Consider the following 13,371-nt stretch of genomic DNA (forward strand, 5'->3'; position numbering starts at 1 on the left):
TTGGCTGGCGCCTATCCTGGGATGTGAGCAATCGATAGGGGTATCAGCCATGATGGGTCAACGAGGTGGTTCGCAGGAGCGGCTCTTCTACTCGTTCAACCTCGAAGATCACGTGCCATCGAATCATCTGCTACGAGCAATCGATCGCGTGCTTGATCTCGGCGATTTACGTCAGCATCTCGCACCGTACTATAGCCATACCGGCCGCCCCTAGATCGACCCCGAGTTGATGGTTCGAATGCTGATTGTTGGCTACTGTTTCAGCATTCGTTCCGAGCGCAGGCTATGCGAGGAGGTTCATCTCAATTTGGCCTATCGCTGGTTCTGCCGCCTCGGCCTGGACGATGCTGTTCCTGACCACTCGACGTTCTCCAAGAATCGACATGGTCGATTCCGCCAAAGCGGCACCCTGCGTCAGGTGTTCGAATCCGTCTTGCGCCGCTGTATGGTTGAGGGACTGGTGGCCGAAGAGGGCTTCGCAATAGACGCCAGCGTCATCAAAGCTGACGCTAACCGGTCTCGTGGAGTTGCAGGCACGGATGCAATCGACTGGGTCAAAGGCGCTGAGTCAAGCCGCGCCGTGCTCGAATATCTTGAAGCCTTGGACGCCAGCAACCCCGTGAATGAAGAATCTTCAACAAAGCCTGAGGCTGTGAGTCAGCCGATCAAGATCTCCTACTGACCCGGCATCACGCCTGACGGCAGCGACGGGAAGCCCTGCTTTCTACGCTTACTCGACAAATTATTTGATCGACCTGCCGGCAGGAATCATCGTCGATGTTGAGGCAACGCCCGCCCATCGAACATACGAGGTCAACTCAACCAAGACGATGGTCACTCGGGTGGAGCAGCGATTCAACCTCAAGCCTCGTCGCCTCGTGGGCGACACCGCTTATGGCACAGCTCCCATGTTGGCCTGGATGGTCGAAGAGAAAAATATCGAGCCACATATTCCGGTGTGGGATAAGACGGAACGCAAAAATGGCACCCTATCCAGCACTGACTTCCAATGGATCGAAGAGGCTGGCGAATATCGCTGTCCGCTCGGCAAAGCGCTACGCCGCGAATGGAGGTCGTACAGGAAGCCGCGAACAAATATCACGAAAGCCGACACCGTGATCTACCGATCCACCCAATCCGACTGCGCAGGCTGTGCCATGAAGGATCGGTGCTGTCCCAATACACCGTTTCGCATGATCGCCCGCAGCATTCATGAGGATGCGCGCAATGTTGCCCGCCGAATTGCCACCACTGCGCAATACCAGCGTTCAAGCTGCGAGCGCAAGAAGGTGGAGATGCTCTTTGCGCACCTCAAACGCATCCTGAAGTTAGATCGCCTGCGTCTACGAGGGCTCTCAGGCGCTCAGGACGAGTTCCTCCTGGCTGCCACTGCTCAGAACCTGCGACGTATGGCGAAACGGTTGACATCAGTTGGGCAAAAGTCGATAGCAGTTGCCACTTGATGTGGTATCCGTGGTCCGTAACCCCGGATACCGCTGATGTCGATAGGAACGCAAAGCCGTCAAATGCGTAGCGATTGCTGTATGGGCCGCCCGCGAACTCGAGTTTTTCAACACTATCCCACGATTGCGGACCGTGGCGCTTGAGCCAGCCTCAACGACGGTGGCAGATAGCGCTATTGGCTATCGAGTACGACCGACACAAGCAGCAGCAGAACGGACGACCAGACAAACAGATCGCCGAACACATTGGACGTGCCGAATCCAGCGCCTGCCATTACGCTCGACAGCCAGAAAGTGAGCGCACTCATCATGAGCACACCATGATGAGGGTTGTATTGCATCGCTTTGCTTCTGCTGCTTTCTTTGCGTCGGTGTACATCATCGAGTGAGCAAGAAATGGTCATCAGTTTCCGCATTGCGCGTGGATGTGGGATGTTTCCACGTACGCGGGGCGCGTGTCCGTGCGCAAACGCATACAGTGGGCGCGCCGACCGGGTACTCGCTCGCAGCGCGATATTCAATATCTTCGCGGCACGTCGGAATGACGGAAGGACGAACGTCAGAGTGAACAGAAGCTTCGCGGTGGAAGTTAGTGCAGCTGCATGCCCCGGCGTCGGTCGCTTCGCAGCGCAGCAACGCTCATGCGGTGCACGAAATTCACGAGATTGGTGCATCCGCGCTGCTCCTCTTCATTGGCACACACCTTGCTTTGAGCTTGCATCGCTTCACACGCGCGGCGCGTGACGCCGAAAGCTGTCCGTAACCCGCCTCCCGTAAGCTCAGCCGATGCGCGATCAGGCGACCCCAACCGACCCAGAACGATGAAGCTCACACCACGCGAGAAAGACAAGCTCCTGATCTTCACCGCCGCGCTGCTCGCCGAACGGCGGCGCGCGCGCGGCCTCAAGCTCAACTATCCGGAGGCGGTCGCCTTCATCAGCGCGGCGCTGATGGAAGCCGCCCGCGACGGCAAGACCGTCGCCGAGGTCATGCACTACGGCACGACGCTGCTCACGCGCGACGACGTAATGGAAGGCGTGCCCGAGATGATCCCCGACATCCAGGTCGAGGCCACCTTCCCCGACGGCACCAAGCTCGTCACCGTCCACCATCCGATCCCGTGAGCTTTGCATGTGACCAGAGCAACGTGCCAAAGCACCCAATCTGGTCGACAAGGAGACCGAGCATGATCCCCGGCGAAATGCTGATCGACGAAGGCGAAATCGAGCTCAACGCGGGCCGCGAAACCGTGACCGTAACGGTCGCGAACACCGGCGACCGCCCCGTGCAGATCGGCTCGCACTTCCACTTCTATGAAGTCAACGAAGCGCTCTCGTTTGAGCGCGAGGCTGCGCGCGGCTTTCGCCTGAACATTGCGGCAGGCACCGCTGTGCGCTTCGAGCCCGGCCAGGAGCGCACCGTCGAGCTGGTCGCGCTCGCGGGCGAGCGCGCCGTCTACGGCTTCAACGGCAAGGTGATGGGCCCGCTCTGAGCCGCGGCGCGCCCACTTTCGAATTCATCAGGATTCCGATATGACATTGAAGATCGGCCGCCGCGCCTATGCGGAGATGTTCGGCCCCACGACCGGCGACCGCGTGCGGCTCGCCGACACCGAGCTCGTAATCGAGATCGAGCGCGACTACACGGTCTACGGCGACGAAGTGAAGTTCGGCGGCGGCAAGGTGATCCGCGACGGCATGGGCCAATCGCAGCGGCTCGCCGCCGAGGTGGCCGACACGGTCGTGACCAACGCCGTGATTCTCGACCACTGGGGCATCGTCAAAGCCGACATCGGTATCAAGGACGGCCGCGTCTGGAGGATCGGCAAGGCCGGCAATCCCGACGTGCAACCGGGCGTGACGATCCCCATTGGCGCCGCGACGGAGGTGATCGCGGGCGAAGGCCAGATCGTGACCGCAGGCGGTATAGACACGCATATCCACTTCATCAGCCCGCAGCAGATCGATGAAGCGCTCACCTCGGGCGTGACGACGATGATCGGCGGCGGCACCGGACCCGCCACCGGCACCAACGCCACGACCTGCACGCCGGGCCCGTGGCATCTGGAGCGCATGCTGCAGGCCGCCGACGGCTGGCCGATCAACCTGGGCTTTCTCGGCAAGGGCAACGTGAGCCTGCCCAGGCCCGCCGAAGAGCAGATCGCCGCCGGTGCGATCGGCCTGAAGCTGCACGAGGACTGGGGCTCGACGCCCGCGGCCATCGACAACTGCCTCACGGTCGCCGACGCCACCGACACGCAGGTGGCCATTCACACCGATACGCTCAACGAAAGCGGCTTCGTCGAGGCGACGGTGAACGCGTTCAAGGGCCGCACGATCCACACGTACCACACCGAAGGCGCGGGCGGCGGCCACGCACCCGACATCATCAAGGTGTGCGGCGAGGCGAACGTGCTGCCCTCGTCGACCAATCCCACGCGTCCGTACACGATCAACACGCTCGACGAGCACCTCGACATGCTGATGGTGTGCCATCACCTCGATCCGTCGATTGCCGAGGACATTGCGTTCGCCGAGTCGCGCATCCGCCGCGAGACCATTGCCGCCGAAGACATCCTGCACGACCTGGGCGCGCTCTCGATGCTTTCCTCGGACTCCCAGGCAATGGGCCGCGTGGGCGAAGTCATCATCCGCACCTGGCAGACCGCGCACAAGATGAAGGTGCAGCGCGGCGCGCTGCCCGAAGACAACGCGCGCAACGACAACTTCCGCGTGAAGCGCTATATCGCGAAGTACACGATCAACCCCGCGCTCACGCACGGCATCGCGCACGAGCTCGGTTCGATCGAGCCGGGCAAGTGGGCCGATCTCGTGTTCTGGGACCCGGCGTTTTTCGGCATCAAGCCCGCGCTCATCCTCAAGGGCGGCATGATCGCGATGGCGCAGATGGGCGACCCGAACGCATCGATCCCCACGCCGCAGCCCGTGCATTATCGCGAGATGTTCGGCACGCGCGGACGCGCGCTCACGCAGACCTCGCTCACGTTCGTCTCGCAGCTTGCGCTCGATAAAGGCATGCCCGAGCGCTATGGCCTGCAAAAGCGCGTAGTGGCGGTGCGCAACTGCCGCAGCGTCACGAAAGCCGACATGATTCACAACGCGTGGCAACCGTCGATCAGCGTCGATCCCGAGACCTATCAGGTCGTGGCCGATGGCCAGTTGCTTACCTGCGAGCCCGCCACGGTGCTGCCGATGGCGCAGCGATATTTCCTGTTCTGATATGAAACACGCCCGACGCGGCGAGTACTGATATGCGCACCATAGACAAACGACTCAACGCGAAGCTCGCGCCCGTGCTGATCAAGCGCGCGCCCACGCTCACCCTGCCCTACGACGCACGCTGCAAGAGCCGCTTCGCGGCCACGCTCGATTCCGGCGAGGAAGTGGGTGTGGTGCTGCCGCGCGGCACGGTGCTGCGCGACGGCGACATGCTCGTGGCCGACGATGGCGGCCTCGTGCGCGTGATCGCCGCGGCGCAAAGCGTGCTGCGCGTGCGCGCGCCCGACCGCCTCACGCTCACGCGAGCCGCGTATCACCTCGGCAACCGCCATACGCCCGTGGAAGTGGGCATCGACGAGCTCAAGCTCGAAGCCGACCCGGTGCTCGAAGACATGCTCAAGCGCCTCGGCGCGCAGGTCGAGCACGCGACGCTGCCGTTCCAGCCCGAGGCGGGTGCCTATAGTGGTCAACTCGGTGGCGGCCATCGCCATGGCCACGACGAGACTTTCGCGGAAGATTACGCGCTCGCGCAGCGCGTGTTCGACGAGCATCACGGGCATGCGCACGATCACGGGCACGCGCACGGCCACGATCACAACCATGGCGACCCTGGCCCTGGCGGTCACGTCCACGACGCGGATTGCGGCCACGATCACGGTCATTGCGACGGCCACGCGCACGACCACAGCCATGAACATCGCTGAGCTCACCGCCCTGCTGCATCTCGCTTCGCCGGCGTTGCCGATAGGCGCGTTCAGCTATTCGCAGGGGCTCGAAGCGGCCATCGACGCCGGACTCGTCGCCAACGCCGACGACGCCGCGCGCTGGATCGCGAGTGGCTTGGCAAACGTGCTCGCGCCCGGCGAGCTGCCCTTCATCGCGCATCAGCTCGAGCGCTGGCGCACGCATGACGCCCGCGCGCTGATCGAGGCCAACGAGGAATTCGTTGCGAGCCGCGAATCGGCGGAGCTGCGCCGCGAGACCTCGCAAATGGGCTGGTCGCTGCGCCAGCTTTGCGCGCAGCTCGAATGGGGCGACGCCGCGAGACGCGAGACACTCGAACGCATGACGCCCATCGCACAGCCGACGGCGTTCGCGTTCGCGGCCTTCGCGCACGATGCCGCGGCTGACGCCACGCTCGCCGCCTACGCGTTCAGCTGGGTCGAGAACCAGGTCGCAGCCGCGCTCAAGGCCGTGCCGCTCGGGCAGCTCGCGGGACAGCGCATCGTAGTCGCGCTGCGGCCGGCCATCGAAAGCGCGGTCGCGCGCGCGCTCGCCACCCCGCCCGACTCGCTCAACACCTTCGCGCCGCAGCTCGGCATTCTCAGCGCGCGGCACGAATCGCAATACTCACGGCTCTTTCGCTCCTAGCCTCGTTTCGAGGCCGATTGGCAAACGAATCCGCAAACGAATCCGCAATCAAACCCGCAGACAAGCTCACACGAACCATGAATTCGCACTCCAAACGCACCAAGAAGCTGCCCCCGCTGCGCGTCGGCGTGGGCGGCCCGGTTGGCTCCGGCAAGACCACGCTGCTCGAAATGCTCTGCAAGGCCATGCGCGAGCGCTACGACCTCGTCGCCATCACCAACGACATCTACACGAAGGAAGATCAGCGCCTCCTGACCGTGGCGGGCGCCCTGCCCGCCGAGCGCATCATGGGCGTGGAGACGGGCGGCTGCCCGCACACGGCGATCCGCGAGGACGCGTCGATCAACCTCGAAGCCGTCGATCAGATGCTCACGCGCTTTCCCGACGCGGACATCGTCTTCATCGAATCGGGCGGCGACAACCTCGCGGCGACCTTCAGCCCCGAGCTCTCGGACCTCACGATCTACGTGATCGACGTGGCGGGCGGCGAGAAGATTCCGCGCAAGGGTGGCCCCGGTATTACCAAGTCGGACCTGCTTGTCATCAACAAGACCGATCTCGCGCCGTTCGTGGGCGCGAACCTCGAAGTGATGGCCTCGGACGCGAAGAAAATGCGCGGCGAGCGTCCGTTCGTGATGTGCAACCTGAAGGCGCTCGACGGCCTCGATCAGGTGGTTGCGTTTATTGAAAAGCAGGGTTTGTTCATCAAAGAAAATAACAATTAATCTCCCGCGAGGACGCACTGAGTAATATATTCCCGGCCACGTCTGGTTATTGGCCCCCGCGGCAAACGTTAAACGTTTGCGCCATATCCTGAATCCTGCTGTCGTGACAGGAGCAAGCCTCACGGCCCGCCTCTCCCACGCCCACCATGCGGGTCGGTACATAGCAGTTCAGACTGGTTGGCCGTTCAAGGGGTCAACGGAGGAAGCAAGGCTGTTCAAAACTGAAACGCCTCACGTGACCTCGCAGTAGTGAACGACGCGTTTAACGCCAATGCGGACTCCGTACAACGGTTGTAGAAAGCGTGTGACCGTGTCTTCGCCGCGCACAAAGTATGGCGGGTCGAGCTAGCCATGCCGAGATTCGCGGCATAAGGAATGGCGTCACATCGGAATTCCAAGGCATCACCGTTTCGGAAATGAAACGGATCTTGTGTGCAAGCAAACCATAGACCATTCAGCTGCTGCAGCGCTGTTGAAGCAGATTCAGTGCGTGTCGAAGGTTTATTCCCGTTTCAAGAATGAATCATTTTCGATCCAAAACCCCCACAAGTTTCACCTTTCGTCACGAGCCTGGCGGACCTGAACAACCGATACAACATCACCGTATAGCATTTGTAAATAATTGGCATGCAATTTGCAAGCTTCCTGGCTTGAGCGAGGTGGATGCTCGAGACGCTGGAAATCAATCCGGGAATCGAATTGCGCCAAATATGCAAGGGAAGCCTGGCAGTCGACGGCGCATCGGGGGGGAAAATGAAATCAAGAAGAATTTGTACTATCGCAAACGCAGCCTCTATGGGGCCCGCGATCACAGCAACCTCCCATTTTCACGGGAACGGGAGATCCCCGCAGGGGAACTCCTGGTATCCGTCAGAACCTGCCAGAGGCGACGCGCACGTTTGTGAAGCACTACAACGCAATCGGATCATCCCCAAAAAGCAACGAGGCGTTGCTCTAGTTGAGTTCGCCTTGGTACTGCCCATTCTGTTGATGATCATTTTTGGCATCATCGAGCTGGGTATTGCGCTTTATGACAAAGCCGTGATTACCAATGCTTCGCGAGAAGGCGCTCGGTACGGGATTGTGCTGCATAGTCCGAAGTATAGCGATGGCCAAATCTCGAACGTCGCGACGCAATATACCAAAAATTACTTGATGACCTTTGGCAAGTATGTTGACCCAGTCGTTAAAGTCACAGGCTCAGGTGGTCTTTCCGGCAGCGACCTTTCGGTTGAGGTGTCCTACACGTATAGGGGATTGGGATTGGGCGCAATGCTCTCAGCCGTCATCGGCCCAATGGTGCTCACCGCCAGCACCACGATGAAAAACGAATAACGAGAATAAACCATGCGCAGACAATCGACGAAGAAACAACGAGGTGCTGTCACGGTGATAACGGCGCTGATGATGGTGTTCCTGTTGGGCATTGCTGCATTGGCGATCGACATCGCCAATGCGCTGGTAACGCGCAATGAACTGCAGAACGCCGCAGACGCGGCCGCTCTCGCTGCCGCGACCTGCCTTTACCCGCGAGCAGTTTGCGGCAATCCCAACGCAAATGCGCCGGATTGGGACACGGCACAACAACGCGCCCGGGACGTGGTCGGGATGAACAAGGCGCAGGGCGTGAAAATAGTTGTCGGTGACGCGTCGTCCGGTTACTGGAACATCACAAGCGATCCTGCCGGGCTAGAGTCTCCGCCTGTCACCACCGGACCGAGTCATCTACCCGCGGTTCGCGTGAGTATCACCAAAAGTGACAGCAATGATAACGGCTCGGTCAGGATGTTCTTGGCCAGTGTGATCGGGGTACATAAACTGGATGTCTCGGCGGTAGCCACTGCTGCCATCTCTTATCCCGGTATCGTTGGACCCGGCGGACTCTTCCCAATGGCGGTGTCGAGTTGTCTGTTTGGCAAGTATTGGCAGAATGGAAGTCCACTAATCGCAAAAGATAATAAGCCTCTGCCTGGCGCCACTATTACTAAAAAGAACGGGCAGCAGACACCGGATACGACACCCCAGACTCCCGGCCAACCGTATGTGTTCAAGATCGGGACATCGTATCAATATAGCGGTTGCGATGCCGGCCAGTGGACGACGTTTAACACTACGAACAACAGCACAGATTTCGAGCGCGGCGTCGTGGATGGCAAGGACATGGGTCAGGGGACAGTGTCAATTGGCCAGAATCCCGGCACGTATATCCAGCCTGGTGAAGAAAACGCACTGTTCAAGTATGTGCAGGATTGCTCGGCGGCAGGCAGCAAGACGTGTGAGTGGAGCATTGTGCCGATTGTGGACTCGCTGACGCCCAAGACCTATCCGGTCGTGGTGGCGTATGCCTGCGTCCATATCCTGAATGCCTCAAACGGCAACGAACCCTACGTGCTGGTACAGATGGCGATGGCTAAGGACGCTGACCACTGCCAGGTGAAGAACGCAGGCGGTGCGGGTGTGGGTTATGGTGCATTGCAACCACCGCGACTGGTTCAATAAACAGGAGAACACGATGAATTCACCTAACCAGAGCTTTGGTTTGGAAGCACTGCTATTCATTGTCCTTGTCTGCGCAGGCCTGGTCTATTTTGCACCGCAGGAAAGTATGGCGGTTGCTCAGGATGTCATGAGGGCGATTGTTAATCACCTACCTTTAATCACCTACCACATTTCTGACTGACATAAGCGCAAGGCGACGTCCCCAATCATCGCAACTCACGTCCACACGCCTCGTAATCCGGAAGGTGAGCGGGCAGGATGATTCATCGAAAAGCATGGACTGCTGCAGAGTTAAGCGCATCGCGCGGCGCGAATCGCGCCGCCCGAAAAAGGCTCATAGATCAAGCGATGCCGATGCGCGCTCGGGCAACAGGGTCGTGAGCACGTCCACCGTTCGCGCCGTGGCACCGCGATGGCGCGCCGCGAACGCGGCTGCGGATGCGCCCTTCGCCACGCGGCGTGGCTTGTCGTTGAAGAGCTCGCGCAAGGCGCGCGCGAGATCGGCGGGATCCTGCACCTGCAGGGCCGCGCCTGCCGCGACGGCGTCCGCAGTGGCCTGGGTGAAGTTGAACACGTGCGGGCTGATCAGCACGGGCACGCCCACCGCACAGGCCTCGATCAGATTCTGGCCACCGAGCGGCAACAGACTCCCGCCGATGAACGCGAGATCGGCGGCGGCGTAATACGCGCCCATCTCGCCCATCGAATCGCCGAGCAGCACGTTCACGTCCTGCGGCAACCCACGCACGCCCTCGTGCGGCGCGGCGGCGCTTGCCTTCGCGACGGCCGGCGCCCATTTCGCGCGCCGCGCCAGCTTCAGGTTTCTTGCGCGCCTCCAGCGCAGCCACCCCGTCAGGGGCAAGATTCCGTGCAGGGTGGCCCGGGCATCACGAAGTCGGACCCGCTCGTCATCAACAAGACCGATCTCGCGCCGCTCGTGGGCACGAACCTCGACGTGATGGCCTCGGACGCGAAGAAGATGCGCGGCGAGCGTCCTTTCGTGATGTGCAATCTCAAGGCGCTCGACGGCCTCGATCAGGTGATTGCGTTTATTGAAAAGCAGGGGGTGCTGCAGAACTGAGCGCCGCAGATGCTCGCTCTGGCTGCGTCGTCGTTAGCACGTCCGCCAAGCACCCGTTCGCACCGTGACGACGCTCCGCGAACGCGGCGGCGGCCAGATCCCGCGAGATTGACTCATGCGCAACGCCAATCCTGCCCTCCGGGCCGCCCGGTCACGTCCCTGAAACAGCCTGTCGCATTCGTCCGAAATACGCAACACGTGTTCGGCACCCCACACTTCGCACGACCTCTCTCCTCCTTCAACCGCGCCTCGCGCGCCACGATCGTGCGTGTTTGCTCTTGCCCATTCTCTGTTGATCCACGGATTTACGGGCATCTCCTGGGGCCAATCTTTCGGCCTGGAGGATATGAGCGCTCGCGTGGATCTCCCCTTCCCCTCCCTCCGAACCCGGTGCGCGGTTTTCCCGCGATGGGCTCTCCAGTTAGTTGTTTCCACATCGGGAATGCTACGCCAATCGAAAGGCCTCGGGCACCGTGAACGGCCCACGATTAGCGAAGTAGGCATTCGGCCAACGGGTGTGATTGCGACAGCAATGATCGCGGCCTGGACTGCGGAGCTGTGTGCGCAAGATCGCGCGATCGAATTGCCCCCCTCACGCACGGCTTCATTTCGCAGGTGACGTCAGCCCGATGTGTGAGTCACCGAACATAGTGCGCGATGTAGCGCACATACCCAAGAAAAATGCGCCCGCATGATTCGGACGTCCTGCCGCACCACTCGCGGTAGCGACTCGATTGACGAGCGAGTCGAACTTTTGCACCACGATACTTCGGCGCACGGACTCGGCACCATTCGGGGGCATCGTCGATCGATGACCAGGAGCATCTCAACAATGAAATTGACCAGGTGTCGTAGCGAACTGCATGTGCGAGTTTCGGGGGCCATCTTTAATGCAGGACTACCGATTATTGTGGAATTCAACAACGCTTGCACAGGTGATTGCACTGCCCATCGAGACCCGAGGAACAACTTCAGCCAGGCAGTGAGCGCGATGGCCTGCGTGGATGAACTCGTCTAGCTGTTCATCTTGAGCGCCAATTCCGTAGGGTCCGTGGGTTTGCAGCCACATTTGCTGCTTCGGGCCTCTCAGTTGACGCCGGCATGAGCATACCGCCGGGTATCGCGACGTTGTGAAGTACAGGCAAGAAAGGCACATCGACGGGAGAGCGTGATTGCAAGCGCCTTAGTCGAAGTAGCGGGAAAAAATCGTTGGCCAAATAAACGGGGGGACCGTGAACAAGACCTATAAGTGCATTTTCAGCCGGAGGCTGAATCAGGTTGTCGTTGTCGCCGAGACCGTCACGGGACAGGGAAAGTCCGGTGGAAAGTCGCGAGCCGTCCGGCGGGCGCAAGCCGTGGCTGTAGCGCTGGCGACGAGCGCTTGCCTTTCTTTGCCGCAGTCTGCCTGGGCGGATCTCTATTGCGGTAGCGGAACCAACGGTAACGGTAGCAAGCCCTCCACCGACACTTGCGGCTACACCGCAGTGCAGTATACCGGCAGCGGGACTGACGATACTTTCTACGGATCTTCGAGCGGGACGAGTGTCTCGGGCAACGACAACACCGGTAACGGCTTCCAATCAGGCTATAACATTACCGGCAGCGGCAATACGGGTACCGGAAGCGGATCCATCTACAACGTTAACGGTAGCAACAACACGGCAATTGGCTTTAGTTCCGGGCAGTACGTGAATGGAAGCGGCAATGTTGCAGTCGGCGCATCAGCTGGATCGGGAACGAGCGCGGCGCCGCTGAGTATCACGAATACGACCGCGATTGGGTCGAACGCGACGGCTACCGGCTCAAACTCGGTGGCGCTCGGCGCGGGCAGCACAGATGGAGGCGCGGGCAGCGTTGTGAGCGTGGGCAACGGCAGCGGGGGCAGTTTCCCAGCGACACGCAAGATCATCAATGTCACAAGCGGGAGCTTGACGTCGGGGTCCACGGATGCAGTCAACGGAGGCCAGTTGTACTCCGTGAGCACAGCTCTCAGCACGAGCCTGAGTACGACGAACAGCAACGTCGTTTCGTTGTCGAGCTCGGCTTCGACGGGGATCAGTACGGCCATAAGTGGCGTGGCCTCACTGAGCACCGGCCTGAGCACCACCAACAGCAACGTCGGCTCGTTGTCGACGGGCTTGAGCACGGCCAATAGCAACGTCACTTCGTTGTCGAGCTCGGCTTCGACCGGCATCAGCACGGCCACGAGCGGCGTGAACTCGCTGAGCACCGGCTTGAATACCACCAACAGCCACGTCACCTCGCTTTCGACCCAGGAATCGGCTGACGTCGGCCTGCTTTCGACGGGCTTGAGCACCACTAATAGCAACGTCAGTTCGCTGTCGAGCTCGGCTTCGACGGGGATCAGCACGGCCGTGGGCGGTGTGAGCTCGCTGAGCACCGGTCTGAGCACAACCAACAGCAACGTCGGCTCGCTCTCGAGCTCGGCTTCGACGGGCATCAGCACGGCCACGAGCGGCGTGGGCTCGCTGAGCACCGGCCTGAATACCACCAACAGCCACGTCAGCTCGCTTTCGACCCAGGAGTCGGCCGACGTTGGCCTGCTGTCGACCGGCCTGAGCACTACCAACAGCAACGTCAGTTCGCTGTCGAGCTCGGCTTCGACAGGCATCAGTACGGCCATGAGCGGCGTGGGCTCGCTGAGCACCGGCCTGAGCACCACCAACAGCAACGTCGGCTCGCTCTCGAGCTCGGCTTCGACGGGCATCAGCACGGCCACGAGCGGCGTGAACTCGCTGAGCACCGGTCTGAGCACCACCAACAGCAACGTCGGTGCGCTCTCGAACTCGGCTTCGACGGGCATCAGTACGGCCATAAGCGGCGTGAACTCGCTGAGCACCGGTTTGAGCGCTACCAACAGCAACGTCGGCTCGCTGTCGAGCTCGGCTTCGACGGGGATCAGTACGGCCATAAGCGGCGTGGGCTCGCTGAGCACCGGCCTGAGCACCACCAACAGCAACCTCGGTTCACTC

The 13,371-nt window shown here is 60.9% G+C and carries 11 protein-coding genes and 3 pseudogenes; 12 read left to right on the forward strand and 2 right to left on the reverse strand.

The genetic code is table 11. The features are described 5' to 3' along the window. The first annotated feature begins 49 nt into the window (after positions 1-49). A pseudogene (locus EYW47_RS25175) lies at positions 50-1,463 on the forward strand (transposase). 173 nt (positions 1,464-1,636) lie between these two features. Here EYW47_RS25175 and EYW47_RS41025 read toward each other — a convergent pair. Further along, positions 1,637-1,804, reverse strand: coding sequence for a hypothetical protein (locus tag EYW47_RS41025; RefSeq protein ID WP_165976669.1), 168 nt, complete (start codon positions 1,802-1,804; stop codon positions 1,637-1,639). A 480-nt stretch (positions 1,805-2,284) separates the two neighbouring features. On the opposite strand from EYW47_RS41025, the gene ureA reads away from it, so the two are divergent. The 9 genes from ureA to EYW47_RS41030 all read left to right on the forward strand — a co-directional run bounded on the left by ureA (position 2,285) and on the right by EYW47_RS41030 (position 9,478). After that, complete coding sequence (ureA, locus tag EYW47_RS25180; protein WP_017773123.1) at positions 2,285-2,587, forward strand: urease subunit gamma; 303 nt, start codon at positions 2,285-2,287, stop codon at positions 2,585-2,587. Positions 2,588-2,649: 62 nt separating this feature from the next. Continuing rightward, positions 2,650-2,955, forward strand: coding sequence for an urease subunit beta (locus tag EYW47_RS25185; protein ID WP_133197548.1), 306 nt, complete (start codon positions 2,650-2,652; stop codon positions 2,953-2,955). A 40-nt stretch (positions 2,956-2,995) separates the two neighbouring features. Then, a complete protein-coding gene (gene ureC / locus EYW47_RS25190; RefSeq protein ID WP_133197549.1) occupies positions 2,996-4,702 on the forward strand; it encodes an urease subunit alpha in 1,707 nt (568 codons plus the stop codon). Between the two features lie 32 nt (positions 4,703-4,734). Continuing rightward, complete coding sequence (gene ureE, locus EYW47_RS25195; RefSeq protein ID WP_133197550.1) at positions 4,735-5,406, forward strand: urease accessory protein UreE; 672 nt, start codon at positions 4,735-4,737, stop codon at positions 5,404-5,406. Next, positions 5,393-6,073, forward strand: a complete 681-nt coding sequence (locus tag EYW47_RS25200) for an urease accessory protein UreF (protein WP_133197569.1) — start codon at positions 5,393-5,395, stop codon at positions 6,071-6,073. The genes ureE and EYW47_RS25200 overlap by 14 nt, the downstream gene beginning before the upstream one ends. Positions 6,074-6,150: 77 nt before the next feature. Next, positions 6,151-6,798: an urease accessory protein UreG gene (gene ureG / locus EYW47_RS25205; RefSeq protein ID WP_133197551.1), complete on the forward strand. Its 648-nt coding sequence runs from the start codon at positions 6,151-6,153 to the stop codon at positions 6,796-6,798. Positions 6,799-7,461: 663 nt separating this feature from the next. Further along, entirely contained in the window at positions 7,462-8,133 is a 672-nt protein-coding gene (locus tag EYW47_RS25210) for a TadE/TadG family type IV pilus assembly protein (RefSeq protein WP_240763906.1), read from the forward strand. 12 nt (positions 8,134-8,145) lie between these two features. Further along, positions 8,146-9,297 (forward strand): pilus assembly protein TadG-related protein, encoded by a 1,152-nt coding sequence (locus EYW47_RS25215; RefSeq protein ID WP_133197552.1) that lies wholly within the window; start codon positions 8,146-8,148, stop codon positions 9,295-9,297. 13 nt (positions 9,298-9,310) lie between these two features. After that, positions 9,311-9,478, forward strand: coding sequence for a hypothetical protein (locus EYW47_RS41030; protein WP_165976670.1), 168 nt, complete (start codon positions 9,311-9,313; stop codon positions 9,476-9,478). A 153-nt stretch (positions 9,479-9,631) separates the two neighbouring features. Here the strand turns inward: EYW47_RS41030 and EYW47_RS25220 are convergent. Next, positions 9,632-10,117: pseudogene (locus tag EYW47_RS25220) on the reverse strand (glycosyltransferase); the annotation flags it as partial. A 51-nt stretch (positions 10,118-10,168) separates the two neighbouring features. On the opposite strand from EYW47_RS25220, the pseudogene EYW47_RS25225 reads away from it, so the two are divergent. Together EYW47_RS25225 and EYW47_RS42690 are read left to right on the forward strand one after the other, a co-directional pair. Continuing rightward, positions 10,169-10,378, forward strand: a pseudogene (locus tag EYW47_RS25225) (GTP-binding protein); the annotation flags it as partial. A gap of 1,232 nt (positions 10,379-11,610) precedes the next feature. After that, the coding region (locus EYW47_RS42690) for an ESPR-type extended signal peptide-containing protein (RefSeq protein ID WP_420819402.1) at positions 11,611-13,371 on the forward strand (1,761 nt) is incomplete at its 3' end.

The organism is Paraburkholderia silviterrae (assembly GCF_004353915.1).
Taxonomy (GTDB): domain Bacteria; phylum Pseudomonadota; class Gammaproteobacteria; order Burkholderiales; family Burkholderiaceae; genus Paraburkholderia; species Paraburkholderia silviterrae.

Coding starts and splice junctions, on each gene's coding strand:
- EYW47_RS41025 (WP_165976669.1), bottom strand. CDS start 1,804: ATGCAATACAACCCTCATCATGGTGTGCTCATGATGAGTGCGCTCACT.
- ureA (WP_017773123.1), top strand. CDS start 2,285: ATGAAGCTCACACCACGCGAGAAAGACAAGCTCCTGATCTTCACCGCC.
- EYW47_RS25185 (WP_133197548.1), top strand. CDS start 2,650: ATGATCCCCGGCGAAATGCTGATCGACGAAGGCGAAATCGAGCTCAAC.
- ureC (WP_133197549.1), top strand. CDS start 2,996: ATGACATTGAAGATCGGCCGCCGCGCCTATGCGGAGATGTTCGGCCCC.
- ureE (WP_133197550.1), top strand. CDS start 4,735: ATGCGCACCATAGACAAACGACTCAACGCGAAGCTCGCGCCCGTGCTG.
- EYW47_RS25200 (WP_133197569.1), top strand. CDS start 5,393: ATGAACATCGCTGAGCTCACCGCCCTGCTGCATCTCGCTTCGCCGGCG.
- ureG (WP_133197551.1), top strand. CDS start 6,151: ATGAATTCGCACTCCAAACGCACCAAGAAGCTGCCCCCGCTGCGCGTC.
- EYW47_RS25210 (WP_240763906.1), top strand. CDS start 7,462: ATGCTCGAGACGCTGGAAATCAATCCGGGAATCGAATTGCGCCAAATA.
- EYW47_RS25215 (WP_133197552.1), top strand. CDS start 8,146: ATGCGCAGACAATCGACGAAGAAACAACGAGGTGCTGTCACGGTGATA.
- EYW47_RS41030 (WP_165976670.1), top strand. CDS start 9,311: ATGAATTCACCTAACCAGAGCTTTGGTTTGGAAGCACTGCTATTCATT.